We start from the raw sequence: 25,868 nt of genomic DNA, 5'->3' as shown, positions 1-25,868 counted from the left end.
GGATTTCATGAAACACACTGTGGCTGCCATTACGGCGCTGGCGTTTTTGGCCGCGGGCGTGTCCGCGCAGGCGCAGATCACCTATCAGCCTGCGCCGATAACAAAGACGCAGGTCTTTACCCTTGAGGCGCGCGACGGGGTAACCTGCGCCAATGGCACGCTGAGCTGGCCCGCGACTTTCATCTTTCCAGCCGGTTTGATGGCGCAAATACCGGCCGTAAAGAACAGTGAGGCCATCACGTTCAATAGTTCGGACCCGGCCTCGCGCAAGGGTTACTCTCTGGCTTTCGACGTGCTGACTAATGGCCGGATGACCAATATCCGTCCGGCGGGCGGGGATTTTGGACTGACCAGAAACGTATTCCTGCCGGCCTGGGCAGCGGGCTGGAACCTGGGGCCGCAGGCAAAGCCGCTCACCGGCTGTAAGATGACGTGGGACGTAAAGACGGACTTTTCACCGGAGATGGCCAGCGCCCTGACCTATGAGGCCAGGCATTTGCGCAACTATGCCAGCGGTCTAAAGCTCTCGGATCCGCGTACGGAGGATTGCAAAGCCGCCGACCGTCGCATCCGTCTGAAAGCCTATCCGGAGGCCAGCCGTCTGAGCCGCACGCCGGGCCGTCCGCAATGGCTGGTCGCGGGATACGATATTCTGGCTAGTGGCAAGGTCAAAACCGGCCCCCGTCTGCGCGCTTCGGGCGAGACGACGAATCTTGACGCGATTGAAAAGGCCCTTGGCCAGCGCGCCTTCTATCCCGGTGAGGCGGTGGCACAGTGCCTGACCAGCTTCGCTATTCCCGCCGCCGATCTGCCTGTGGAACCGGGCATAGGCGAGCTTATGACACTCAACAACACAACGTCCGGATCGGACGGCGACTCTGACGAGCAAAAGACCTGTCCGGCGGAGGCGCGCAGCAAAGCGATGACCTTTACTTACCGTCCGGAATATTATCCAGCTCAGGCGGCACGCCTCGGGATCGAAGGCGTTGCCATGTTGAGTTTCGACGTTGCGCCGTGGGGGCAGGTGCGGCTGAAATCAAGCTGGAGCCACCCTCTGCCGGAATTTGGGCAGGCGGCTTCGCGTATGCTCACGCAATCGACCTTCAGGGCGTCTGAGCGTGGGCTGAGTGGGTGCCGTCTGCTGGTGCGTTTTGTCCGCGAAAAGGACGGTTCGGCTGAAAACGAAGTGCCCGGCAGTTTGGAAGACTCGGCGTCCTAGAGCGGATTTCGTTCAGGTTGAATCGAAATCCGCTCTAATGCTTTGTTTTGTCGCGCATTTGATTCCGAAAACCGTTGCACACTTTTCGGAATGCGCTCTAAAACGCCGGGCCATCTCTGAGCACAAAACGCTCTGAGCTGTGTTCGGCAGCGTAGGTCTGGGCCTTGGCTGCCAGTGTTGCATCCTCCGTCGCGGCGGCGGCCTTGAGCAGCATCTGATAGACCATTTCCGGTTCGGGCGAGATTTCTTTCCACGCCCACGGCTTGCCGTCGCCCGCGAAACCCGCATGGAAATCGACGGCGGTGCGCAGGGATTGCCCTTGCGGCCCCTCGTGCGCCCACAGATCGACCCCGACGCAGCGCGACAGGGCAGCGATATCGAGCATGGCCGACAGGTTGGTGTAGCTGTAGTGCTGAGAGCGCGTGCGTTCCAGCTCCTTCGGCTGGCGGCCATCGGCGGCGATCTGCGCGTCGATGCGCTTCGTAAAGGCTTCTGCCACCTGCCGCGCGAGGTCGGCGCGCCCGGCAAACAGGGCAAAGGTGATCAGCTGATGGTCATAATGGACGGCGTGGTTATTCAGCGCCGCGGCCTCTTCCTTGCCCAGTGGATCGGCGACGAACCAGTCGGCCATGTCCGAAAACCACTGTTGCAGGCCTGCCGTGTCCTTGGCCGTCAAAGCCCCCGATGGGGCCAGAAGACCGACGCCTTCGATCACCCCGATCAGGTTTTCCATGTCGATCAGGCCTTCGGCCCGGCCCTTGGTGCGGCCGGGTACGCCCTGACCGAAGTTGACATTGGGGTTCATGCGCGTGGCGGGATCGAGGAGCCACACGCGCAGGATCAGAGCCGCGCGTTCGGCATAGGCGCGCTAGCCGGTGAAATAATAGGCGAGCGACAGCGCCTCCACCGCATCGGCCATGCGGGTGATGGCTGTGCGGTCAAAGGCGTCGGTAGCGCGCTCCGGATTGACCTGCCCGTCGCGCCGGACATAGGGCTCGCCGCCCGGCACGGCCGGATCGGGCCACCAATAGGGCCCCAGACTCATATAGTCGTGTTTGTCTCCGGACGGCGGTGTGCGCGTCTTGTTCGTTACGCTCCACGGCCCGGCGGTCAGGGCCTTGTCGGCGTCTTTAATGACCTTGGCCACAGCGGGGGCCTTTGGGTCCTTGGTCCGGAAGCTCTCAAGCCGCGCCGGGGACCAGCCGAAGGTGCGCCGTCCGTCAAAGGTCGCGCTGTAACCTTTGGTGCCTTCGCATAGCGGTGCGGCTGCGACCGCAGAGGCGCCTAGCGACAGGATCAGGCTCAGCGCGATGAGATTACGCATCCGTCTTTGCCTTCAAAATCTTCTCTTCGGGGACCTTTTCGAGCTTGGGCGTCAGGGTGTGGATGACGAGGATGGCGATCAGATAGGCCGAACCCGCGACGAAGAAGATCGGCTGATAGGATTTGAACAGCTCAAGGATATAGCCGTTATAGGTGGTCATCAGCATACCGCCGATCGCCCCGGCCATGCCGCCGATGCCGATGACCGAAGCCACGGCCTGTTTGGGGAAGAGGTCCGACGGCAGGGTCATCAGATTGGCCGACCACGCCTGATGCGAGGCGGCGGCGAGGCCGATAATGGCCACGGCCCCCCACAGATTATCGACGAACTGCGCCGCGATGATGGGGGTAACGAGCAGCGCGCACATCAGCATGGTCGATTTGCGCGCCGCATTGGGGGTGCGCCCGGCCTTTAGTTGCTTGGACGAGGCCCAGCCGCCAAAGATCGACCCGAAATCGGCCAGCAGATAGATGGCGATCAGCGGCGGGCCGAAGGTCTTCAGATCAAGGCCATGCCGCTTGTGCAGGAAGTCCGGCAGCCAGAACAGATAGAGCCACCAAATGGGGTCGGTCAGGAACTTGCCCAGCGCATAGGCCCAGGTCTGACGGAAGGTCAAGAGCTTGAACCACGAGATCTTAGCCGTAGGCGCGGCGGTCTCAGTAGCGCTCGTGTCGTCGGATTGGATGTGCGCCAGCTCGGCTGCGGAGACGCGCGGGTGCTCCTGCGGGCGACGGTACATGACCACCCACGCCACCAGCCACAGGGCGGTGATGATGCCAATGGAGATGAAGGCCGCGCGCCAGCCGAAGGCCAGCGTAATGGCCGGGACGAGCAGGGGCGTGATGATCGGCCCCATGGCCGTGCCGGCGTTGAAAATGCCGACGGCCTGCGCGCGCTCCTTCTGCGGGAACCATTCCGACACGGCTTTCAGCGAAGCGGGGAAGGCCCCGGCCTCCCCAAAGCCCAGAACCGAGCGGGCAATGGCGAACTGAGTCACCGTGTGGATCAGGCCGTGGCCGATCGAGGCGATGGTCCAGATGGTAAAGGCCACGGCATAGCCGATGCGCACACCGACCGCGTCGATAACGCGCCCGAAGGTCAGAAAGCCTACGGCATAGAAGCACTGAAACCAGAACACGATGTGGGCATAGTCGATCTCGGTCCACTGAAGCTCGCCCTGAAGGGTGGGCTTCAGGATGCCGATCATCTGGCGGTCAATATAGTTGATGCCGATGGCGATAAACAACAGCGCGCAGATCACCCAGCGATAGCGGGTGACCGGGCCCGTCGCGGCCGGTGGGGCGGAGGCGGTCATGCAGAACTCCCTGTGCAGCCGTAAAAGGGCTGGAGTTTCATTTATGGAGATAATTGTTTCTTATATAGAAACAAATCTGGCTAGGTTTCAACCCGCTTTTTTGGCGATATTCGTTTATGCGGTGGGTCCAAACCGGTTGGACGAAACGGTTTGTAACCGCGAGCCCTGCGTTGCGTAGGGCTTTATTCATGGCTTGACCCGTTTGAGGGTCTGTTCATCCAGCATACGCATCCGGGCGAAGGGATCAATGCGTTTTTGAAGGCGCATCAACCAGCGGTGTCCAAGGCAGAGATTATTCGTCACGATATATGGACTGCGCCATCATAAAATGATACATGCTATTTGTAAGATAAAAATCGGGTGCAGGGCCCGAAACCGTAGTTCCAGAGACCCTATTCCCAGAGACCTTTCCGTGTACGAGCGAACCTTTTACGCCACCCATCCTGATGAACTGATGGGGGCCTCGGCGGATGATCTGCGCGAACGCTATCTTATTGATGGTCTGTTTGTCGCCGATGACATCCGCTTGAACTATGTCCATCAGGAGCGGCTGGTAATCGGTGGCGTCGTACCGGTTAACCGCGCCGTCGCGCTGCCGGTCATGTCCGAACCGGCGTCTCTGGCTGGGCAGGCCTTTCTGTCGAACCGCGAAATGGCGGCGGTAAATATCGGTCCGGGTGTGGGGACGGTCTGCGTCAACGGCGTGGATTATACCCTGGCTGTGCACGACTCCCTCTATCTGCCCAGAGGGATAGACAGCGTCGTTTTTCGTTCCCTGACGCCGCAAAACCCGGCCCGCTTTTATCTGGCCTCCACGCCAGCGCATAAGGCCTTTGAGGTCAGGCATCTGTCGATTGCAGACGCCCATCCGCTGCATCGCGGGGCGCTGGAAACCGCCAATGCCCGCACGATTTATCAGCTTGTCGTGCCGGGTGTGTGCGAATCGGCGCAGCTTCTGGTCGGACTGACCCTCCTTCAGCCGGGCAGCGTGTGGAACACCATGCCGCCGCATACCCATGACCGACGTTCGGAGGTCTATTTCTATTTTGACCTTGGCGCAGACGATGCGGTGTTTCACTTTATGGGTCGCCCGGATCAGATGCGCCATATGGTGGTGCGTAATGAACAGGCCGTCATCTGCCCGCCCTGGTCCGTACATACGGGCGCGGGCACGTCGCGCTATGCCTTTATCTGGTCGATGGGTGGCGAAAACCTCGACTATAACGATATGGTCCCGCTCGATATCTGCCAGTTGTCCTGAGGCGATGAAAAAGAGGAAGCTCACGCCCATGACCCATCCCGCAGTGTCTGAAATCAAAACTACAGAGAGAACGCCCATGAAAACGTTTCTGTTTGCCACCGTCGCCCTTGCGGCCTGTGTAACGGCGGGCCTGCCCTTAAACGCCATCTCGGCGACGCCGCAAGCCGCTCAAAAGGCAACGGCCCAGACGGAGGGTGCCATTCCGTACCGTCCGGCGGAGGTCATGGCGCTGGCCGACAAGGTGGCGGCGTACCAACTGGCCAATCTGGCGGGCGGGGCCATTCCGGCCAATGCCTCTGCCGATACGCCGCACAAGACCGGCTGGGTGCAAGGCGCCCTGTTTGTCGGCCTGACCGAGATGGCCAAACACTCCAGCAATCCGATCTATAAGCAAACCATCCTCGCCCGTGGTCAGGCCAATAAATGGCAACTGGGCCCTATGCGCTACCATGCCGATGATCATGTGATCGGTCAGTCCTATCTGTGGGCTTCGCAAAATGGGGCGGGTCCGGAGGCCATTGCGCCTTTGAAACAGCGGTTTGACACCATCCTGGCCTTTCCGCCCGAGGTGGGCCTGAAGCACCGGGAATATTCCGATCCGCGCGGCGTCGATTGCGATGAGCGCTGGTGCTGGGTCGATGCGCTGTTCATGGCTCCGCCGGCGTGGTTCGAGCTGTCGCGTGTCACGGGCGATCCGAAGTATGCTGAGTACGCCAAGAAGGAGTTTCTGGCGACGACCGACTATCTTTATGATCCGGAGGAGCGCCTGTATTTCCGCGACTCGCGCTTCTTTGATCGCCGCGGACCCAATGGGGAAAAGGTGTTCTGGAGCCGGGGCGATGGCTGGGCCTTTGCCGGTCTGGCGCGCATGATCCCGCTTCTGCCCAAGGGCGACCCCGTGCGGGGACGCATGGAGACCATCTTCAAGGAAATGGCGGGTAAGCTGAAAACGATCCAGAAGCCGGATGGCTACTGGTCGCCGTCGCTGTTGTCTGATCCCACCAAGTCGCTGCCGGAATCGAGCGGTACGGCCTTCTTCACCTATGGCTTTGCCTGGGGCATCAAGGCGGGTCTGCTGGACGCGCGTGAGTATGAGCCCACCCTGCGCAAGGGCTGGACGGCGCTTGTGCGCGCCGTGCATCCGGATGGCAAGTTTGGCTGGGTGCAACCAGTTTCCGACCGTCCGGAAAACGTCTCCTATGACGACACGCAGTTCTATGGTGTCGGGGCGTTTTTGCTGGCGGCCACGGCGGTGGCTGATCTTGATCTGAAGCCGGGTAAGGATTTGACGGTGCAAAGCGCGCCGGTTCCGGTGCAGGCGGTGTTGAACGTTCAGGACGGCGGCACGCTGATCAACAATGTGCTGAGCGGCGGTGTCTTCCATCTGCGCAAGGATTACACCGTGCCGGAGTCGCATTTCATCCACGATGGCCTGCTGGCCTTCGAGGGGATCGGCTGGGAGTCGGACCTTGCGGCCTATCGCATGTATCTTGATGAGCGTCTGGCCATCGACATCTTCGGCAAGAAGACGCCGGGCCCCATCCTGCACACGATCGGGCAGGGCGTTGACAACTATCACGCCATGGCGCCGTGGGGCATGGACATCTTCAAGGTCGGTGACACGGTCGGTATCGGCGGTGTCGGGGTGCTGCGCAACAACCGCGCGACCCAACTGGGCAAGTCGGCCATCACGGCGAAGATCATCGAAAACGGCCCGGCGGCAGCGGTCATCGAAGTGGGCAATACGGGCTTTGACGGGGCCGCGTCGCGTCTGACGACGCGGCTGGAGATCCGCAAAGGTTCGGCCCTGACCCATGTCAGCGCCAGGGGCGAAGGGGGCCAGTCCCCGCTGCTGACGGGCTTCGTCAAACATCCGGGCGTCACGCTTGTGCGGGGGGAGGCGGATGCGTCGGGCTGGGCCTATATCGCCTCGTGGGGTGTGCAGTCTCTGGCCAATGACGCGCTGGGCCTCGTAGTGTTTTACCGGCCGGAGGCCATTGATGGTGGCGTTCGCGATGACGGCAACTCCGTCTTCGTCACCTTCCGCGATGCGCAGAACGTCCGCTACGCCTTTGGCACGGCGTGGAGTCAGGATCAGCAAGGCGTGAAGAGCCTTGACGCCTTCCGGACGTGGCTGGACGCGCGTCGCGCGGAACTAGCGAAATGACTTTAGGTAGAAACGCCATTTCGCTCTAAGTTTTTGTTTTGTCGCGATGTTTTTGCGGAAAACCGCTCACACTTTTGGCTTCGCCGAACTCCGTTTCCGCACATCGCTTTAAACACATAAAGACCGCCAACAGGGAGGCGATACTATGCAAAGACGGGATTTTCTGACTGCGGCTGTGGCGGGCACGGCGGCGCTGGGGGCCGGGGCCGCGTCGGCGGCCAAACCCAAGACCGCTGCGCCTGAGACGGATCGGGCCTATATGGCCGGGCTGTTGCAAAAGATAGCCGAGCCGGTGCTGTCGAACATGGCCGAGGGCCAGTTGAAAGCCCGGTTTCAGCTGGAGGTCAGCCCCACCTGGGACGGGCGTAATCGCGACGTCGCCTATATGGAAGCCTTCGCGCGCCTGATCGCTGGGGTGGCACCGTGGCTGACCCTGCCGGAGGATGACACGGCTGAGGGCCGCGTTCGCCGCACGCTGACGCAACAGGCCTTACAGGCCTATGTCCATTCCGTTGATCCACAGAGCCCTGACTATCTGCTGTGGCGTGGTCACGGTCAGGCGCTGGTCGATTCCGCCTATTTCACCAATGCCCTGATGCGCGCGCCCAAGTCGCTCTGGGAGCCGCTTGATGCGACGACCAAATCGCGGATCGTGACCGAGATCAAACAGCTTCGCCGCGTGTCACCACCCTATACCAACTGGTTGCTATTTGCCGCCATGAACGAGGTCTTCCTGCTGATGATCGGCGAAGACTGGGACCCGATGCGCGTCGATCTGACGATCAAGAAGATGGAAGAATGGTACGCGGGCGATGGCTGGGTGGCCGATGGGACGAGGTTCCACTTCGATTACTATAATTCTTATGTCATCTATCCGATGCTGGTTGAAATCCTCGAGGTGCTGGTGCGGCTGAAGCCGCGCTTCAACAACCTCAAACCTGAGGTCGAATTGCCCAAGTGGCAGAAGCGTATGCAGCGCTATGGCGAGCACCTGGAACGCCTCATCTCATCCATGGGTACCTATCCGCCGATTGGCCGCTCATTGACCTATCGCACGGCGGCGTTTCAGCCGCTGGCGCTTCTGGCCCTGCGCAAGGCCCTGCCGGCGAAACTTTCGGAAGGGCAGGTGCGCGGGGCTCTGACCGCCGTGCATCGCGCGGTGTTCAGCGCGCCGTCGAACTTCACATCCGAGGGGTATCTGACCATTGGTTTTGTCGGCCATCATCCGGCACTAGGGGACCACTACTCTAACAATGGCAGCATGTACATCACGTCCGAGAGCTTTCTGGCGCTCGGCCTGCCCGCTAGCGACAGCTTCTGGACCGTGCCCGCCGAGGACTGGACCCAGAAGAAGGCCTTTGCCGGTCAGGGCTTCCCGAAGGATTATGCGGTCGATTACTGAGTCGGTGAGCACAGAGGACGGCCTTTTTTCAACGGTATGCCCTTCCGGCGGCGCAATATGTGTTGTTCCGATATATGAATGTATCGTCTCATATGATGCAACGACGCCACGGGGCGATCTCAAAATGTGAGATATGGGCCTTTCGTCATACAATATCGTCCCGATATATATTGCAGCGTCTCATTTTGTGTTATGACTCGGTTCAGAGTGTAGAAGCGCCAGTTAACGGGGTAGAAAACATGAAATCGACTTCAAGGTGGGAACCGGCTTCCGACTAAAGGGCCGCCACACCTCAATGATCACAACAACAAGCGACTTTGTCGCAACGCGTCGTGCCAGACGCGAAGTATTTGTGCGGCCACGCGCCGACACGGGGAGCATCGCCATGACTAAACAGTCTCTTTTATTAACGACCATCCTGACCATGGGGTTCGGCGTCACATCAGCCGTCTGGGCTCAGGAAGCGCCGTCATCGGCCACAGCCTCTAACGAGGTCACCGAGGTTATCGTTACCGGGTTTCGCTCATCGCTGCAAAAATCACTGAACCTCAAGAAGCAAGCCATTGTGACACGCGACTCGATCGTCGCAGAAGATATCGGCAAGTTTCCGGAAGCTAATGTGGCCGAAGCGCTGCAACGGATACCGGGTGTCTATCTGCAGCGCGACGGGGCGTCCAACGAAGGCCAGCGCATTTCGATCCGCGGTTTGGGTTCCGAATATGCCGTGACAACGATTAATGGCGCGCCGGTGCGCACCACCTCCTCATCGAGCGCGGGCGGTTCCTCCCGCTCTTTCAACTACGATGTGTTCGCCTCGGAACTGTTTGGCCGCGTGGATTTTTACAAGACGCCGCTGGCCGAACTGGAAGAGGGGGGGATTGGCGGTGTGGTCGATCTGCAAACGCCGCGTCCCTTCGACAATGGCGGGCGTCGTAATCTGCGTTATTCAGCTATTGCGTCGTACAACACCGCTTCGCAGCACCTCGATCCCAATGTGTTTGGCCTCTATTCGCAAACCTGGGGTGACTGGGGCTTTCTGTTGGGCGTGGCGCACTCGAACAGCGTCAATATGAAGTCGGGGTTCGAGGCCACGGGCGGCTATAACTCCAACTATCGGGCGAATAATCCGTTCAACTATGGCGGCACGCTGGGTTCGATGAACGGACCTTTCACCTTTGGTCTGGATTGGGATGACCCGCGCGCGGCGGCCATGCTTCCCAACCGCACAGTCATCGATAATGGCTATTTGCCGCGCTTTTACCGCTATTACGGCGCGCAGAATGACCGCTCGCGTACCGGCTTCGTGTCTTCGGTACAGTACAAGCGCGACAAACTGGACCTTAGCCTCGACTTCCTCTTTTCCCACCTGACGGACGAGCGCGACGAATTCACCTTCGGCCTGCCTATCCGCAATACCCGCACCACCAATATGGCGGCGCGTCCGGGAACGAGCGGGCACAACGGGCTGGTGCCGATCAATGTGACGCTCGATAAGGGCAGCAACCTGCTCGAAGGCACGTTTGGCAACACCTCCTATCTGGGGGAAAGCTATTTCTATGACTCCGAAACCAAGTTCGGCTATGTCTCGCTGAATGGGAAATACGATGTCAGCGACACCTTGAAGCTGACCGGTCAGATCGGCACGTCGCGCAGCGGTGCCCGTTACGACAACAAACGCATTGTCTCCAATATTTACGGCGTGACCACCACCATCACCTATGGCGGCGACCATGTGTATCCGGGGCTGAGTGCGCCGGGTACCGATTTTACCAACCCCGCCAATTTTGAGGACTTCTCCACCGCGCTCGACTGGAACCGCGAAGTGGACAAGGAACTGAACGGGCGTCTGATTGCGGATTGGGATTACAAGCTGCCGGCCGGCTGGACGGGTCACCTGAAGGGTGGGCTGGTCTATACGCGCACCACCAAGCAGAAAACCAAGCGCAACGGCACGGCGCTGGCGACGGCACGTCTCAATGCGGTGGGCGCGGCCGGTTTGCGCGCGGCCATGCTGCGCTCGGTGCCGCTCGACAATCTCGTCATCGGTGACAATTATCCGAACGCCTGGGCGACCTTCTCGCGCGGCTACACGGTGGGAATACTCAACCCCATCGGCGCGGCTCTGGACTCGCCGATTGATCTCTCGACCAGCTTCACGGCTGAAGAGGCGATCACCTCCGCCTTCCTGCAATCCGATTTCGAAGGACAGGTCTTTGAGCGCACGCTGCGCGTCAATGCCGGTGTGCGCTATTCGCAGACGGATACCACGATCGACAATTACAAGAAGACGGGTGCCAATAATACCTACCTGCCCAATCAGGAAACCAGCAGCTATGACAACACCACGCCCTCGGTCAGCTTCGCTTATGATCTGAGCGACAAGCTGATCTGGCGCGGCTCTTGGGGCAAGACCATCACCCGCGCCTCGCTCTCCCTGATCGCCGCGCAAACGGTCATCCCCAATATCTACAATACCTACGCCACCTCGGGGAATCCGGGCCTTAAGCCGCAGATTTCGACCAACTGGGATACGGGTCTGGAATGGTATTTTGGTCGCGGCAGCCTCGTCAGTGCGGGCTTCTTCAAAAAGAAGCTGGTGGACACCACGGTTTCGCAGACGACTCAGGTGAAGTTTGGGAGTCTGGGCCTGCCCGACACGTCGCTGGCCAATATCTACTATGACGCCAATGGCAAGGTGGACCCCAATCTGCTGATTACGCTGGCGACCTATTACAATGCGGGCACCATCGAGCTGGATGGCTATGAACTGGCCTACCAGCAAAGCTTCAACTTCCTGCCCGCCCCGTGGGACGGGTTGGGGGCGTTGGCCAGCTACACCCATGTCAATTCCAGCGGCTATGACTACCGCACGACGGATGGCCGCACGCTGAATGTCAACACCATCCCTGAATATTCCTACAGCCTCACCGGTTACTACGAAAAGGGCCCGCTGGGCATCCGCCTGACCTACAATTACAAGGACCGTAACATCATTGAAACCGGTCCGAATGGATCGGACCTCCAACGCTGGCGTGCCGGTGCAGGCTATCTTGACGGCAATATCAGCTACAAGATCAGCGAAAATCTCGAAGTGCGGCTTGATGTTCTCAACCTGTCTGACACACTTGGCTATGACTATTTCGAAGACGTGTCGGGCCGCTTCGGCGATGGCAAGGATACGCGGCTGGACTATGCCAAGTATGATGGCCGCACGGTGAAGCTCGGTATACGCGGCAAGTTTTAAGGAGAGGGGCAGGGCCCGGCGTCTTCTACGGCGGGCCCTGCCTTTTGTGTATGCTTTTGTCCCGTTGCGTCACGCCTGAGTGAGACTCTTATGATTGTTTTTGCGCTCCTGAGTTCGTCAGCGGTTGTGTCTGACCTGCCGCTGTCCCGGTCTATGGATCTGGCCAGGGCTGCCCTAGTGGCCTGCGAGTCCCGTGGGGCGGCGGTGAGCGCAGCGGTCGTCGATGCGCAGGGCGTTCCCGTTGTCATTCTGCGCGCCGACGGCTCGCCAAAGGCCCCCGTGGCGGCCCCGCGCAAGGCGGCGACAGCGGTAAAATACGCCGCCTCCGGAGCCGAACTGGAACAGCGTGAAAAGACCGATAGCGATTTTGCGACCTTTATCGCCGCCCATGCGGACCAGTATAATGCGCATGGCGGTTCCCTGCCGCTGTATAAGGGCGGTCGGCTGGTTGGCGGTCTGGCCGTTGCCGATACCGATCATGGGCTGGCCGACACCTGCGCGCGGGCCGCCGTGGCCGCGGTGCCCCTTGAATAGGCGGAGGTCTTATGTTGCCACTTCCTGTGCAGCCCCGTTTACGCTGCGGACCTACCGCATTACCCTGCGGACTGAGCAGGGCCTGAAAATAATGGGGGCGTGTGCGCATTTGACGGCGGAAATATTTACCTCGCCCGTTGTACACCACAGGAGCCACCGCTATGCGCGGGGCTGACCCGGAAATCGTCTCCTGGGTGAGTTCCGAGATTCTCCCTTATGAGGCCGAGCTGCGTACCAAGGTCCGACGCTTTTGCCGCAGTGCGGAGGATCTGGACGACCTCATTCAGGACGTCTATTTTCGTTTGCTGAAACTGACGTCAACCGACCATATCCATGACCCGCGCGGCTATCTGTTCCAGACCGCGCGCAACCTCATTATCGACCAGGTCCGCCGCGACCAGATTGTAAAGATTGGCGCGATGCCCAATATGGACGAACTGATCGCCGACACGCAGCCCGGACCCGAGCGGGTGACCGCTCTGCGGTCTGAATTGCGCTGGGCACTGGGGGTTATCGCCAGCCTGCCCGGTCGCTGTCAGGACGTATTCCGTCTGCGAAAAGTGCAGGGCCTGTCGCAGGCCGAAACGGCGGCGCGTCTGGGCCTGTCGGAGAACATCGTCGAAAAGGAAACCATGAAGGGGATGCGGATCATTTCCGCTCTGGTGGCGCAGGGGCCTGCCGCCGGCTCCGGACTGTCAGCAAGCGCCGGCGGGCAACCGTCTGGCCCTGAGACCGCCGACCATGTCCCGTATTGACGAACAGGCCCTCGACTGGGTGGTGCGACAGGCGTCAGGCCCGTTGAACGAGGAACTTCAGCAGGCGTTTAACGACTGGTACGACCGGGGTACGCGCGAACAGGGGGCGTATCTGCGCGCACAGGCCCTGTGGCAGCGACTGGATCAGGCCGCGATGGATACCGACCTCACGCCACCGATGGTTTTACCGGTCGCAGTGAAACGAAGCGGCTGGCGTCCCGATCGGCGTCTCGTCATGGGCGGGGCGATCGCCGCCTGTGCGGCGGCCGCCTTTGTCGGATTGCGGGCATTTCAGACACCGGTGGCAACGCTTGTTCTTGAGACCGGTCTGGGCGAAATCAGCAATCATCCGCTCGAAGACCGCTCGCTGGTCAGCCTGAACAGCGATAGCCGTATAGAGGTCAGGATGACGCCAGAGCGGCGTCAGGTGACGCTGGTGAAGGGCGAGGCGCTGTTTCAGGTCGCCAAAAACCCTCAACGCCCGTTTGTCGTCACTGCCGGTTCCGTCTCCGTGCGTGCGGTCGGCACAGCCTTCAGCGTCCGCTTGCGCGGCGAGGGGGCAGAGGTGCTCGTCACCGAGGGGGTGGTGGAAGTCACCGAGAACGGCACGTCCACAAGGCTTCGGGCGGGTGAGGCGGGGCACATCGCTCAGAACGCCGTGTCCGTGCGCTCAGACCCGTCCGAGGTGTCGCGTAAGCTGGCGTGGCGCGAAGGCCGCATCGTTCTGGCCAATCAGTCGCTGGCCGAGGCGGCAGAGGAATTCAATCGCTATAACCGCACCAAGATCTATATTGCCGACCCAGCGCTGTCGCGGCGCAAGCTGGTGGGTCAGTACGGGCTCAGCCAACCGGAAAAGTTTGCCGAAAACGTGCATGAGCTGATGGGGGTGCCCGTCAGCGTATCGGCGGACCGCATCGATATTGGCCGCCGTCCGGATTAGACACCTCTCCCGGATTGTGGAAAGGCGGCCGGTGCTCTATCGTTGCGGCTATAATAACAAACGACGGGTGAGGGCACCGCAGGATGGTCCCCTTTTGCAAATCGGGGTTGTCGGCCAGTCTTCTGTGGCTGGGCCTCAGCGTGTCCGCTGTGCAGGCCCAGACTCAGTCTCAGGAAAAACCTTTTGATATACCGGCGGGGCCGGCGCCTGAGTCCGTCATGCGCTTTGCGCGGCAGTCTGGCTGGCAAATTCTGGCCAATAGCAGCGACCTTGACGGGATCGACACCCCCTCTGTGCGCGGTAAAATGGCCCCCGAAACGGCGCTGGCGCGCCTGTTGGCCGGGACGCCGCTCACCCTGCGGCGCAAGGGCAGCGAGACGGCCCTGATCGTGCGGCAGGCGATTTCAGCGCCCGTGCCGGAGCCCGTTGTCGAGACGCCGCCTGCCCTGATCGTGGTCACCGGCTTCCGGCGCAGCTATGCCGATGCCGTGCAGATCAAGCGCACGGCAGTGGGTGTTTCGGATGCCATCTCTTCGGACGGTCTGGGGCGGTTTCCCGATCTCAATATTGGTGAGGCGGCGCAGAGGATCACCGGCGTGCAGATCAATCGCGAGGCCGATGCGCGATCGGCAACGGTCAATCTGCGGGGGCTGCCCGGCACCTATGCCCGCATCACCATTAACGGGCAGGCCTTTGCCGATCCTGTGCTGGACAGTTCGACCCCGCTGGGGGCCTTTCATTCCGACATCTTTACGTCGATCAGGGTCGTAAAAACCCTGGGGCCGGGCGATGCCTCCGGCGGCTTGAGCGGCAATATGGATCTGGAGATTCAGCCCGCCCTCAGCCGCAAGCCCGGCGGACAGGCCCGGCTGTCGTGGGAATATAACGATCTCGGCAAAAGCCTGACACCGGCGTTCAGTCTTGGCTACAATGCCCGCCTGAGCGAGTCTCTGGGGCTTTACGCCACTCTGGCCTATAAGCGCGAACGTTTCCGGCGCGATTCCATCGTCTTTCAGTACACGCCCTTAAGCGAAGATACCGCCGATTTTGCCAGTCTTTACGCAGACTACTACGCACCCTATGCCGCCGATGGCACCTGTCGCTCAGGACATGTGTGCAGTCAGGTCGGCACGGGGCGTCTGGGGCAATCCGGCGTGCTGTTTCCGTCGGATATCCGGCAGGTCACGCGCTATAACAGTGGCCGGCTGTTTTCGACGGCGCTGGGGGGGCAATACCGGCGCGGTCGCCTGACCTTTGGGATCAGCGGTTTTTTTACGCAGAGACGGCTTGACGAAAATCATCTGGATCTGGTCGAAATCGACCTGCGGCCCAAGGGCGGTCAGGTGGTGCCTCAGGTGGGCGTCGCGCGGTTGCCCGGCGGTACGGCCTATGTCGATCAGTTCAGCTTCGCCACACCACAGGTCAATCTTTCCTCGCGCTCCGAACCCGCCCAACAACAGGCGTGGAGCGTGGACAGCCGTGTGGCGTGGGCTTCGGAACGCACGACCCTGACGGGGACGCTGGTCACCTCACGCGGCCGCAATGTCTATGAGCAGACGCAGATTGACTGGCGCACAGCGGCGCGGCCTGACAACGGGTTGAGCGGCACGCTTCAGTCGGGGGGCCCCGATATCGCCGATTACCGCCTCTCGCTTAACAGCGCGGCGATTGTCGTAACGCCGGGTCCCTGGCAATGGCTTGGCCCCGCCAACGCCTCCTTTCACCAGAACGCGCAGGGTGATCAGATCGTGGTGTCGGGCAGCTCCGGCTATGCCGATAACCGTCTCGATGCCGCGCAGTTCGATGCGCGGCAGCGGATCGGCGTAGCCGGGCTGGAAGCCCTCAGCGGCGGCGTGCGGTTTGAACGCACGGTGTTTGCCTCCGAAGGTTACCGCACAAGCGCCAAGGGCATTCGCGTGGACGCGATTGACGACAGCTTGCTGGGCGACAGCGGCATCCGCGACTTCTTCGGTGGCGTGGCCCCTGGCCATCTCACCGGCTTTCGTCAGGCGGACTTTGCCCGCACGGCCGCGCGACTGCGGCCGCTGCAAGTGTCACCCTCGGATCAGCTCAATCCCACCGGCTGGATCAACGATCCCTACAACACCTACTACGCCTCGAACAATTTCACCGTCGCCACCGAGACGCGGGCGGTCTTTCTTCAGGGTGAGTTCCAGAGCCGCGTATCTGCCCTGCCGCTGACCCTTTTGTGGGGCACGCGCCATGAGGCAACGCAGCAGGTCATTACAACGCTCAATCGTCAGGAGCGCCGCACGGGTGAGGTGGGCTATCAGCCCGCCACCTTTACCCAGACCCACAGCCAGTGGCTGCCCTCCGTACAGATTCGCGCCGGGTTACGCGATGATCTGGTGCTGCGTCTGGCGGCCTACAAGACGTTTTCGCGGCCGCAGCCCCGAAATCTCAGCCCGGCCACCAGCGTTTCGGCGACGTCCAATGGCTATGCGATCGTCTATGGCGGCTACGATCTCAGACCCTATACGTCCAATGCGCAGGACCTGTCGCTGGAATGGTATAACAGGCCCGGCAGTCTGGTATCGCTGGCCCTGTTTCGCAAACGGATCACCAATCTGATCGCGCCGGAATGGCGGCTGGAGCGCCTGTGTCCGGCGGACGCCACCGCCTTTGGTCTGGGGCACCTGCGCATTGAAGGGGGCCAATGCCTGAGTGATCAGTTCGTAAACGGACAGCCCGCCGTCATAACCGCCAGCGGCAATTTCAATCAGGACAGTCCGCTTACCGTCGATGGACTTGAACTGAGCGTGCAGCAAACCTTCGACTTCCTGCCGGGGGCGTGGCGGTATCTGGGGGGTGTGGCCAATCTGGCCTATACGCGCGTGGCCGGTCGCGTCGCCGATGGCACCCGTTCGGTGCTGCCGGGCGTTTCCGAACGGACCTATAATCTGATCGGCTATTATGAAACGCCGCGATTTGGGGTGCGCGTCGTCTATAATTATCGCGACGAATATACCCTTGCCGGGGTCAACACCTTTTTCGGCTCGTCCAGCCGCGTCAAATCGCGCGGGCAGGTCGATGCCTCGGCCTCCTATCGCCTGAAGTCTGGTTTTACCGTCTCGCTCGATGCTTTCAATCTGAGCGATGCGCGCCGTTCACAGTTTCAGAGCGATCCGCGCCTGCCCCGCGTCAATGATTATGACGGGCGCACCCTGAGTCTGAATGTGCGCGCGCAGTTTTAAACCTTTTTAGTCAGGCCTTTTTACTTTCTGTCATTTTTGTCAAAAATTTTTGGCGGAAATTTTTAGGCCACTCGTTGGGACAGTCAGAAAGGGGACCAGTGCCTCTTTTTCAGACAATTTATAAACCCAGACGAGGAAATACTCATGAAAAAGGTCAGCCCCCGGGCGGGCGCGGCGCTGTGCGCCTCGGTCAGCCTGTTAGCCCTAGTGACAGCCCCGGCATTTGCGCAGGAGGCGACATCCCCGACGGCCTCTGCCCCCAAGGATCAAACGGAAACGGTCGTGGTCACGGGCTTTCGCAAGAGCTATGCCGACGCGCTGCGTATGAAACGCTCGGCGGTCGGGGTTTCGGACAGTATTTCGTCGGACGGTCTGGGCCGTTTCCCGGATCTCAACGTCGGTGAAGCCCTGCAACGTATCCCTGGCATTCAGGTCAATCGCGAAGAGGATTCGCGCAATGCCTCGATCAACCTGCGTGGCCTGCCGGGCAGCTATGCCAAGATTACGCTGAACGGGATGAATTTCGCTTCGCCGGTGCTGGGCGGGGCCGCGCCTCTGGGGGCGTTCAACTCGGATATTTTCAGCGCCATCTCGGTGATCAAGTCGGTGTCGGCGGCGGACCAGTCGGGCGGCATCAGCGGCAATATCGACCTTCAGATCCAACCGGCGCTCAGCCGTAAGGACGGCGCCTTTGCCAAGGTGAGCACCGAATATAATACGCTCGGCGACTATGTGACGCCTTCGGTCACGCTGGGGGGCACGCGGCATTTCCTCAATGACCGCCTCGCTGTGTTCGGTACCATCGCCTATCGCAAGGAAAACTTCCGCCGCGACTCTCTCCATTTCCCGCAATATACGACGCTTTCGGCGACCACGACGCCGGGCTTTGCCAGCCGTTTCGCCGACTACTACGCGCCGTTTGAAGCCAACGGATCGTGCGCGGCCGGTAATGTCTGTGCCGCAGGCGGCACGGGGGCCAAGTCGAAGACCGGCGTCCTTCTGCCCTCGGATGTCCGTCAAGGCGTCAAATACAACGAAGGCGAGCTTCTCACCGGCGTCATCGGCGGCGAATACAAGGTCAATGACAATCTGCGCGTCAACGGCACCTATTTCTACAGCAACCGCGACATGCCGCTGACCGGCACCGACATTCTCGATATCGACTTCCGGGACGCCAATACCATTATCGACCCGACCATCACGCCGTATAAGCAGGCGGACGGGCGCTACTATGTCGATCAGTACAAGTTTACCAATCCGCGCGTTTACGCCTCCTATCGCAAGGAATCGTTCAAGCAGATGACCAACGGGGTGCATCTGTCGGCGGAGTTCCGCAACAAGACGTGGCGCATCAACGGGGCCTTCGGCTATTCGGAGGCGGAAAACTTTGCGTACCAAAGCCAACTGGACGTGCGCAACCCGGCCAAGCCGCTGGGGACGTCAGGGGTAGGTAACGGCCTGACGGGCAACCTGTTCAGCGGTGGCTCCGACATCGAAGCCTTCCGCCTGGCTTTCAACCAGACCACCCCTCTGGTCACCGATACGTCCGGTCCGTGGGCCAGCCCCAATACGCCGCCTTCCGGTCCGGAACTGATCAACGGCAATCTGAACCGCTTCATTGTGGCCGGCAGCGATTCCGCCGCCAAGAACTCGGTCCGCACCGTTCAGGCCGATATCGAGCGCTTTGTTGAATCGTCCTGGCTGTCCAGCGTGCAGTTCGGTCTGCGCTCGGAAGCCAGCGAATACTCATCGACCGGTTACCGCGCCAGCGCCGTCGGCGTGCAGAGCCAGAATATCGACAGCCGCTTTGTGGTCCGCAGCGCCTTTGCCGATGACTTTTTCGGTGGCAAGGCCGATGGCTATCTGAAGAACTGGCAGACGGTCGATTTCGACTATGCCGTGTCGCGCCTGCAACCGGTGACCCTGCTGCCGGGTCAGCGCCTGACCAATGGTGGCTGGGTCAATGATCCGGCCGATGGCAATTTCACGGGCAATAACTTCACCAAGTCGGATGATGTCAATGTGGCCTATCTGATGGGTAAGGTCGATGCCGAGGTGCTCGGCATCCGCCTGCGCGGCCATGTGGGTGTGCGTCAGGAGAACACCAAGCAGAAGATTACCTCGCTGGATCGGACCGGCAGCGGCCTGACGGCGACCTTCAAGCTGAACGAGCGGGAAACGGAATATAGCAATACGCTGCCGTCGATGCTTCTGGCCGCCGATGTCGCTGAAAACTTTGTGGTGCGCCTGGGCGCTTACAAAACCTTTGTGCGCCCCAATCCACGCGACATTTCCCCCATTTCAACGACGGTCACGCCGACGGTCGATGGTTATAATATCGCCCTTGGGCGCGTGGAGATCGAACCCTATACCTCCAACTCCTACGATGTGTCCTTTGAATGGTATAATCGCCGCAATGGCCTGATCGGGCTCGCCCTTTACAAGAAGGAGATCAAGGGACAGATTCAGGCTGAAACCCGCGATGCCCTGCTGTGCCCGGCGGATGGCTATGGTCTGGGGTTGGGGACGTGGTCGGTGAACGGCGACCTCTGCTACAGTTCGCTGAACACCCCGGCGGGTACGCGGGCGCAGATCAATGTCGATGGGGCGATCAACTCACCGACGCCGCTGGAAGTGACCGGGGCCGAGCTGACCATTCAGCAAAATCTCGACTTCCTGCCGGCCCCGTTTGACAAGCTGGGCGGCGCGTTCAACTATTCCTACGCCGACGTCAATGGCAAGACGGTCAATGGCGCTTCGGCGGTCCTGCCGGGTGTGTCGCGAAACGCCGCCAACCTGATCGTTTTCTATGAGACAGATCAGTTTGGTGTGCGGGCCGTCTATAACTACCGCGATGTCTATGATCTGGCGGCCGGCGGCACCTTTGCCGGTGCGGCCCGCTCGGTCAAGGCGCGCGGACAGTTTGACCTGTCCGCCTCCTATAACCTCACCAGCCGTATCACCATCGGTCTGGATGCCTTCAACCTGACCGACGAAAAGCGCACAGAGTTTGAAGGCGATGAGCGTAAGGTGCGTCGCGTCGATTATGACGGGCGGACCTTCCAAGTCAGCGTACGGGCTACTTTTTAACCCAAGCTAAGGGGCCGTCTCAGGGCGGCCCCGTTCTTGGTACAGCGTTCACACACAGGACAGTTACCTTATGCGTGCCTTATCCACCCTTCTCCTGAGTGCTTTGCTCGCGACGACGGCGATCGCCCAGACGCCGCCTTCGGCCCCGCCCGAAGCGATTGATCGCGTCTGGTCAGGCCATAGCGCACGCTTTGCCATGGCGGTGTCGAAGACGCATCTGTACGTCGCCTATTACGACGCCAACCGGCAACTGACCGTGGCACAGCGCCCGCTGAACAACCCGGCGCACTGGGTCTATCATAAGGTGGATACCTGGCTTGGCTGGGACAGTCATAACTATATCGCCATGGCGCTCGACCCCGCAGGGGCGCTGCACGTGGCGGGCAATATGCACGTCGATCCCCTGACCTATTTCCGCAGCGACCCCTCTGGCGATGTGCGCACCCTGAAACGTGTGCCGGTCATGGTCGAGGCGACGCGCGAAGCCCACATGACCTATCCCATCTTCTTGAACGATGGCGACGGGCGGCTGGTTTATAAATACCGTGATGGCTCCAGTGGTCGCGGCAACGAAGTCTATAATGTCTATGATGCGGCCGCCGGGCGCTGGTCGGCCCTGACCTCGGCCCCGCTGGTCGATGGCGAAGGGCAGCGCAACGCCTATTTCGTTGGCCCGGTGTCAGGGCCCGACGGCTGGTTTCACATCACCTGGGTGTGGCGCGACTCGCCGATGGCCGAGACCAATCACGACCTGTCCTATGCGCGCAGCCGTGACCTGATCCACTGGGAAAAGGCCGATGGGTCGCCGCTGCCGCTGCCGATCCGGCTGAAGGACGCGGAAATCGTCGATCCGGTGCCGGTCAAAGGCGGCATGATCAACAACAACACCGTAATCGGCTTTGATGCCGACAAGCGCGTGACCATCACTTACCACAAATACGACGCCGCCGGGAACACGCAGATCTGGCTGGCGCGCCGCGAGGGTAAGACGTGGAACCGCCAACAGATCAGCGCCTGGACCAACTACCGTTGGGACTTCAAAGGCGGTGGCTCGCTGAACAGCGAACTGTTTGTCGAAGGCGCGCGCCCCGGCGCCAAGGGTCAGCTAATCGTGCCGGTGACGCGGCTGGGGCAGGCGCTGGCGTTTGTGGTCGATGCGGCCACCCTTAAGCTGATCGAGGAGCGCAAGGTCGAAAGCCTCAATGCCCGCGCGGCGGCGCGGATCGGGGTCACGGATGTCACCCGCGTGCAGACGGCCCAGACGACCGGCCCGGATGGGCGCGTCTATACGCTGGTCTGGCAGGCCTTGCCGCCCAATCGCGACCTGCCGCAAGCGCGTATCCCGGAGCCGTCCGACCTGATCCTGCTGACCGACACGCAGCCTTAGAGAGGAATGATTTCTTTCAAATCATTCCTCTCAAACCGCCATTGAGGCGGCGGCCAAGGTGGCGAAGCCACCGCCCGGCGAGGGGCTAAACAAAAATCTGGATCATTATGTTTCGACCAGAAATCATAATGATCCAGATTCATAAAGGGGTTGAGGATGTATGCGATTGACCGGCGGCGCGCCATTGCCGCCCTGCTGCGGCCCAGTCGTATCACTACTGTAGAGGAACTGGCGAACCATCTGGCCGTGTCCCGGACGACGATCCACCGCGACCTGATGGAGCTGCACAATGCAGGTCATCTGATGCGCGTGAAGGGAGGGGCCGTGCCCTGCCGCCTCGCTCCGGCTGCCGCGGACCCTGAGCGTCTCCCGCCGATAAACCTTACGGCGCGCCGCGCCATCGCTCAGGCGGCTCTGGGATTCATTGAACCGCATGACCGTCTTATCCTCGCCGGCGGGGCGACGGTCGCGCTTATGGCCGAACAGATGGGGGACCGGCCGTGTCAGGTGCTGACCGCTTCGATCCCGGTCCTGTTGAACCTGTTCGACAAGCCACAGGTCCGGGTGCGGCTGGTGGGCGGGGAGGTTTTCCGCGAACAACAGGTCGTGCTGACGCCGTATGAGACCGATGGCCGCACAGGCCTACCGCCTCTGGCTGCGGATGCGCCGCCGATCTCAACGCGGTTTGGCGCCCGTACGCTGTTTCTGGGGTGTCAGGCCCTGTCGCGTAAGGGCGTGATGCAGACCGATCCCTTGCGGGTGCAATCCGACCGCAGGCTTGTGGCGCAAGCTGAAACCGTCATCCTTCTGGCGGAGTCTGCCAAAATTGACCGCAGCGGCGTACTGGCGGTCTGTCCTCTGCGCGACATCGACGTCGTTATCACCGATGATCAGGTCTCTGATCAGGCCGTTGCCTGGCTCAGTGCAGAGAATATACACGTCATTCGGGCACGCGTGCCTTCTGAAACACCCTATGCGCTGTGCTGACGCAGGCGCTCGTACAAAAGCCGGGTTTCCAGAAGGTTCGAAATGCGTAAGGCCACTTCGATCACGTCGAAAGGCTTGGCCACAAAGTCCTTGGCCCCCAGCGACAGGGCGCGGCGGCGGGCCTGAAGCGTCGTATCCGCTGTCAGCACCAGAACCGGGCGGTATTCATCGGCGCGATCATGGCGACCAAAGGCTTCCAGAAGCTGAAACCCGTCCACTTCGGGCATCATCAGGTCGAGTAGCACCAGATCGGGCGCGAGGTCGATATAGGCCTGCATGGCACGGGCCGGGTCGGTAATGCCGTGCACATCATTATAGCCTTCGCGTTTCAGCAGCGCGATCAGCAGCAGCACATTGGCCTCTTCGTCGTCGATGACGAGGATGCGGCGTGACAGAAGGTCTCCCGGTGCGATCAGGTGTCCCGGCATGGTCTTGGTCTCAGGTCTCTGGTTTATCGGATGTAGGTGACGCCGCGGGCAGCGTGAACCAGAAGCGCGCCCCTTGCGCCGGGGCTTCATAGCCAATCTGGCCGCTCATGGATTCCACGAGCCGCTTGGACAGGGCCAGCCCCAGCCCCGTACCTTCGACCCGCGTCTTCGATTGCTGCCCCAACCGGTCAAATGGCGTGAACAGGCGTGAGGCCGCCGACGGGTCGATGCCCTCGCCATCGTCTTCGACCTCGATGCGAATGTCTTCGCCGTTGCGCCCATAGGCCAGACGCACGCTGGTGCCGGTACGGTTATATTTGGCCGCATTGGCAATCAGGTTCAGAAGGACCTGTATCAGCCGCCGCCGGTCCGCCTGGGCGATCAGGCCGGGCTCCGCCGCCTCAAGCTGGAAGGTCAACCCGCCGGTGGCCACAATCGGCGCAGCCAGTGCGTGCACCTCGTGCACCACGTCGTCCAGATCGACCGCTTCGATCGACATATCGGTCGCCCCGGCTTCGATGCTCGAAATATCGAGCAGGTCGTTGATCAGCGACAGAAGATGCCGTCCGGCCTTCATAATCTGCTGCACGGCGGCCCGGTGCGGCGGCGACAGCGTCTCTTCATCCAGTTCCAGCAACTGCCCAAAGCCCAGAATGGCGCTCATCGGCGTGCGCAGTTCATGGCTGGTCCGCGACAGGAATTCGCTCTTGGCCAGATTGGCGGCAATGGCGTCCTCACGCGCCATGCGTAGTGCCTCTTCGCTGCGGCGGCGTTCGGTCATGTCGCGCGTCACCTTGGCAAAGCCGCGCACCTGACCATTATCGTCGTGCAGGCTGGTGATCACCACATTGGCCCAGAAGCGCGAACCGTCCTTGCGCAGACGCCAGCCCTCGTCTTCGACCGTGCCGCGGTCGCGTGCCCGTTGTAGCATCTGGGCGGGCAGAAAGTCGCGCGTTTCGTCGGGGTAGAAGCGGCTGAAATGCTGCCCCAGAATTTCCGGTGCCGTCCAGCCCTTGATGCGTTCCGCTCCCAGATTCCAGCTCGTCACCACGCCATCGGGATCGAGTGCAAAAATGCCGTAGTCGCGTACCTCTTCGATCACGAGGCGGAAGCGCTCCTCGCTTTCGCGCAAGGCCTGTTCACGGCCACGCAGGAGCGCACTGGCGCGCGTCAGGCGCTGCGCCAGCCGCCCGATCTCATCGGCGTCCTGCGGCAGGTCGTTCAGCGCCTCGCCCTGCGCCAGCCGCTCGGCATTGTCCTCAAGGTTGCCGATGCGGCGCACAATGCCGGTTGAGAACAGATAGACGGCCGCCAGACTGCCCAGAAGGCCGACAATGGCGCTGATGGCCGTGAGGAACAGGAAGCGGTTGCGCACCTCTTCGACGCGGCGCAGCCTTTGATCGAGAAGCGCGTTTTCGCGCACCTGAATGCGGTCGATTTCCTGCCGCATGGCGTCGAGCACGATCTTGTTGGACACCAGCGCCGCCTCGATCTCAGCCGTATTGCGTCCGTTGTCGGGCCGCCCGTCGGCCAGTTCGACAATGGTGTGCAGGCCTTCGCGTTTGCGCACCGCCAGCGAGCGGATGCGCTCAAAACGCTGACGGATTTCGGCGTCGCGGATAATGCCATCCAGTCTGTCAAAGGTCGGCGGCAGATCGGCCTCCGCCTTGCGATAGGGTTCGAGAAACCGCGCCTGCCGCGTCAGCACATAACCGCGCACCCCGGCGGCGGCTTCGGCCAGAAGGGCGTGGACCTGATAGGTGTCGCGCTGCACGGCGAAGGCGCGGCGCACATCGTCTTCGGCTTCTTCCTCGGCATGGCTGGCCTGAAACAGCAGGCTCAGCGACACCAGCAGGATGGCCAGCGGCAGAGCCACCACCACCAGCCCTTTGAGCGCCAGCGGCCGGTCGGCCCAGAAGCGGGTGAGAAAGCGCGCCAGTCTCATGCCTCACGTCCCGCCGGCAGATGCCGCGATGCCAGCACCGCCGCCTGTGTGCGGTCTGTGACCCCCAGCTTGGCGATCAGGCGCTCGACATGCGCCTTGACCGTCGCCGGGCTGATGCCTAAGGACCGCCCGATCTCCTTATTGGTCATGCCTTCGGCGATCAGATGGACGATTTCACGCTCGCGCCCGGTCAGGCTGGACAGGGCGGCCGGGTCGCGTTCAACCGGTTCCGGCGCGCGCATGGCGGCGCTGACCAGATCGAGCGGCAGGGCGGTCTGCCCCTGTGCCACACGCACAATGGCCGCTTGCAGATCGTCAATGGCGGTATCTTTGAGAACATAGCCCGCTGCGCCCGCCGCCAGAGCTTCGCGCACATAGGCCGGCAGGTCGTGCAGGGTGAGCATCAGCACGCGCGCCGACAGCCCCAGGGCCACGATGCGCCGCGTGGCCTCAAGGCCGTCCATATCGCCCTTCAGGCGCACATCCATCAGCACCACGTCCGGACACAAGGCCTCGGTCAGGGCAATGGCGGCCGGGCCATCGGCGGCTTCGCCCACCACGCTGAACCCGCTGCTGGTCAGCACGGCCTTCAGCCCCTCACGCGCCAGGGCGTGGTCGTCAACAATCAGGATGCGTAAGGGATCGGCGGTCAAAA

16 protein-coding genes and 1 pseudogene are annotated in these 25,868 nt (G+C 61.3%); 12 read left to right on the top strand and 5 right to left on the bottom strand.

Annotated elements, in window-relative coordinates:
- The first annotated feature begins 7 nt into the window (after positions 1-7).
- On the top strand, positions 8-1,219 hold the full coding sequence (locus tag EM6_RS17065; RefSeq protein WP_126424346.1) for an energy transducer TonB: 1,212 nt from the start codon (positions 8-10) through the stop codon (positions 1,217-1,219).
- Positions 1,220-1,316: 97 nt separating this feature from the next.
- On the opposite strand, the pseudogene EM6_RS17060 reads toward EM6_RS17065, so the two are convergent.
- Both EM6_RS17060 and EM6_RS17050 read right to left on the bottom strand, forming a co-directional pair.
- A pseudogene (locus EM6_RS17060) lies at positions 1,317-2,264 on the bottom strand (alginate lyase family protein).
- 271 nt (positions 2,265-2,535) lie between these two features.
- Positions 2,536-3,858, bottom strand: coding sequence for an MFS transporter (locus EM6_RS17050; RefSeq protein ID WP_126424343.1), 1,323 nt, complete (start codon positions 3,856-3,858; stop codon positions 2,536-2,538).
- Positions 3,859-4,312: 454 nt separating this feature from the next.
- Here EM6_RS17050 and kduI point away from each other — a divergent pair, with 454 nt between their 5' ends.
- The 11 genes from kduI (at position 4,313) to EM6_RS16995 (ending at position 22,840) form a co-directional block, all read left to right on the top strand.
- Positions 4,313-5,119, top strand: a complete 807-nt coding sequence (kduI, locus tag EM6_RS17045) for a 5-dehydro-4-deoxy-D-glucuronate isomerase (protein WP_232037208.1) — start codon at positions 4,313-4,315, stop codon at positions 5,117-5,119.
- Positions 5,120-5,195: 76 nt separating this feature from the next.
- A complete protein-coding gene (locus EM6_RS17040; RefSeq protein ID WP_126424341.1) occupies positions 5,196-7,286 on the top strand; it encodes a glycoside hydrolase family 88 protein in 2,091 nt (696 codons plus the stop codon).
- 145 nt (positions 7,287-7,431) lie between these two features.
- Positions 7,432-8,688: a DUF2264 domain-containing protein gene (locus EM6_RS17035; protein WP_126424340.1), complete on the top strand. Its 1,257-nt coding sequence runs from the start codon at positions 7,432-7,434 to the stop codon at positions 8,686-8,688.
- A 385-nt stretch (positions 8,689-9,073) separates the two neighbouring features.
- Complete coding sequence (locus EM6_RS17030; RefSeq protein ID WP_126424339.1) at positions 9,074-11,932, top strand: TonB-dependent receptor; 2,859 nt, start codon at positions 9,074-9,076, stop codon at positions 11,930-11,932.
- Between the two features lie 90 nt (positions 11,933-12,022).
- Entirely contained in the window at positions 12,023-12,466 is a 444-nt protein-coding gene (locus EM6_RS17025; protein WP_126424338.1) for a heme-binding protein, read from the top strand.
- 161 nt (positions 12,467-12,627) lie between these two features.
- Positions 12,628-13,221: an RNA polymerase sigma factor gene (locus tag EM6_RS17020; protein ID WP_126424337.1), complete on the top strand. Its 594-nt coding sequence runs from the start codon at positions 12,628-12,630 to the stop codon at positions 13,219-13,221.
- A complete protein-coding gene (locus EM6_RS17015; protein WP_232037201.1) occupies positions 13,208-14,161 on the top strand; it encodes a FecR family protein in 954 nt (317 codons plus the stop codon). Before EM6_RS17020 ends, EM6_RS17015 begins: the two co-directional genes overlap by 14 nt.
- An 83-nt stretch (positions 14,162-14,244) precedes the next feature.
- Positions 14,245-17,376, top strand: coding sequence for a TonB-dependent receptor (locus EM6_RS17010; RefSeq protein ID WP_126424335.1), 3,132 nt, complete (start codon positions 14,245-14,247; stop codon positions 17,374-17,376).
- A gap of 144 nt (positions 17,377-17,520) precedes the next feature.
- Complete coding sequence (locus EM6_RS17005; protein WP_126424334.1) at positions 17,521-20,466, top strand: TonB-dependent receptor; 2,946 nt, start codon at positions 17,521-17,523, stop codon at positions 20,464-20,466.
- 70 nt (positions 20,467-20,536) lie between these two features.
- Positions 20,537-21,853 (top strand): BNR repeat-containing protein, encoded by a 1,317-nt coding sequence (locus EM6_RS17000; protein ID WP_232037200.1) that lies wholly within the window; start codon positions 20,537-20,539, stop codon positions 21,851-21,853.
- 156 nt (positions 21,854-22,009) lie between these two features.
- Positions 22,010-22,840: a DeoR/GlpR family DNA-binding transcription regulator gene (locus EM6_RS16995; protein WP_126424333.1), complete on the top strand. Its 831-nt coding sequence runs from the start codon at positions 22,010-22,012 to the stop codon at positions 22,838-22,840.
- Here the strand turns inward: EM6_RS16995 and EM6_RS16990 are convergent.
- From EM6_RS16990 to EM6_RS16980, 3 genes are read right to left on the bottom strand one after another with little or no spacing between them, the layout of a single operon-like run.
- Positions 22,825-23,268 (bottom strand): response regulator, encoded by a 444-nt coding sequence (locus tag EM6_RS16990; protein ID WP_126424332.1) that lies wholly within the window; start codon positions 23,266-23,268, stop codon positions 22,825-22,827. The genes EM6_RS16995 and EM6_RS16990 overlap by 16 nt on opposite strands.
- A 10-nt stretch (positions 23,269-23,278) precedes the next feature.
- Complete coding sequence (locus EM6_RS16985; RefSeq protein WP_126424331.1) at positions 23,279-25,213, bottom strand: ATP-binding protein; 1,935 nt, start codon at positions 25,211-25,213, stop codon at positions 23,279-23,281.
- Positions 25,210-25,866 carry a response regulator gene (locus EM6_RS16980; protein WP_126424330.1) on the bottom strand — a complete coding sequence of 219 codons (657 nt, stop codon included), beginning with the start codon at positions 25,864-25,866 and terminating at the stop codon, positions 25,210-25,212. The genes EM6_RS16985 and EM6_RS16980 overlap by 4 nt, the downstream gene beginning before the upstream one ends.
- Positions 25,867-25,868 lie beyond the last annotated feature (2 nt).

This window comes from Asticcacaulis excentricus, from assembly GCF_003966695.1.
Lineage (GTDB): Bacteria > Pseudomonadota > Alphaproteobacteria > Caulobacterales > Caulobacteraceae > Asticcacaulis > Asticcacaulis excentricus_A.
The sequence above is the reverse complement of the archived record's forward strand: the minus strand, read 5'-3'. Positions and strand labels throughout refer to the sequence as shown.

What these genes read in the sequence shown, in the direction of transcription:
- EM6_RS17065 (WP_126424346.1), top strand. Translation starts at nt 8, where the DNA reads ATGAAACACACTGTGGCTGCCATTACGGCGCTGGCGTTTTTGGCCGCG.
- EM6_RS17050 (WP_126424343.1), bottom strand. Translation starts at nt 3,858, where the DNA reads ATGACCGCCTCCGCCCCACCGGCCGCGACGGGCCCGGTCACCCGCTAT.
- kduI (WP_232037208.1), top strand. Translation starts at nt 4,313, where the DNA reads ATGGGGGCCTCGGCGGATGATCTGCGCGAACGCTATCTTATTGATGGT.
- EM6_RS17040 (WP_126424341.1), top strand. Translation starts at nt 5,196, where the DNA reads ATGAAAACGTTTCTGTTTGCCACCGTCGCCCTTGCGGCCTGTGTAACG.
- EM6_RS17035 (WP_126424340.1), top strand. Translation starts at nt 7,432, where the DNA reads ATGCAAAGACGGGATTTTCTGACTGCGGCTGTGGCGGGCACGGCGGCG.
- EM6_RS17030 (WP_126424339.1), top strand. Translation starts at nt 9,074, where the DNA reads ATGACTAAACAGTCTCTTTTATTAACGACCATCCTGACCATGGGGTTC.
- EM6_RS17025 (WP_126424338.1), top strand. Translation starts at nt 12,023, where the DNA reads ATGATTGTTTTTGCGCTCCTGAGTTCGTCAGCGGTTGTGTCTGACCTG.
- EM6_RS17020 (WP_126424337.1), top strand. Translation starts at nt 12,628, where the DNA reads ATGCGCGGGGCTGACCCGGAAATCGTCTCCTGGGTGAGTTCCGAGATT.
- EM6_RS17015 (WP_232037201.1), top strand. Translation starts at nt 13,208, where the DNA reads ATGTCCCGTATTGACGAACAGGCCCTCGACTGGGTGGTGCGACAGGCG.
- EM6_RS17010 (WP_126424335.1), top strand. Translation starts at nt 14,245, where the DNA reads ATGGTCCCCTTTTGCAAATCGGGGTTGTCGGCCAGTCTTCTGTGGCTG.
- EM6_RS17005 (WP_126424334.1), top strand. Translation starts at nt 17,521, where the DNA reads ATGAAAAAGGTCAGCCCCCGGGCGGGCGCGGCGCTGTGCGCCTCGGTC.
- EM6_RS17000 (WP_232037200.1), top strand. Translation starts at nt 20,537, where the DNA reads ATGCGTGCCTTATCCACCCTTCTCCTGAGTGCTTTGCTCGCGACGACG.
- EM6_RS16995 (WP_126424333.1), top strand. Translation starts at nt 22,010, where the DNA reads ATGTATGCGATTGACCGGCGGCGCGCCATTGCCGCCCTGCTGCGGCCC.
- EM6_RS16990 (WP_126424332.1), bottom strand. Translation starts at nt 23,268, where the DNA reads ATGCCGGGACACCTGATCGCACCGGGAGACCTTCTGTCACGCCGCATC.
- EM6_RS16985 (WP_126424331.1), bottom strand. Translation starts at nt 25,213, where the DNA reads ATGAGACTGGCGCGCTTTCTCACCCGCTTCTGGGCCGACCGGCCGCTG.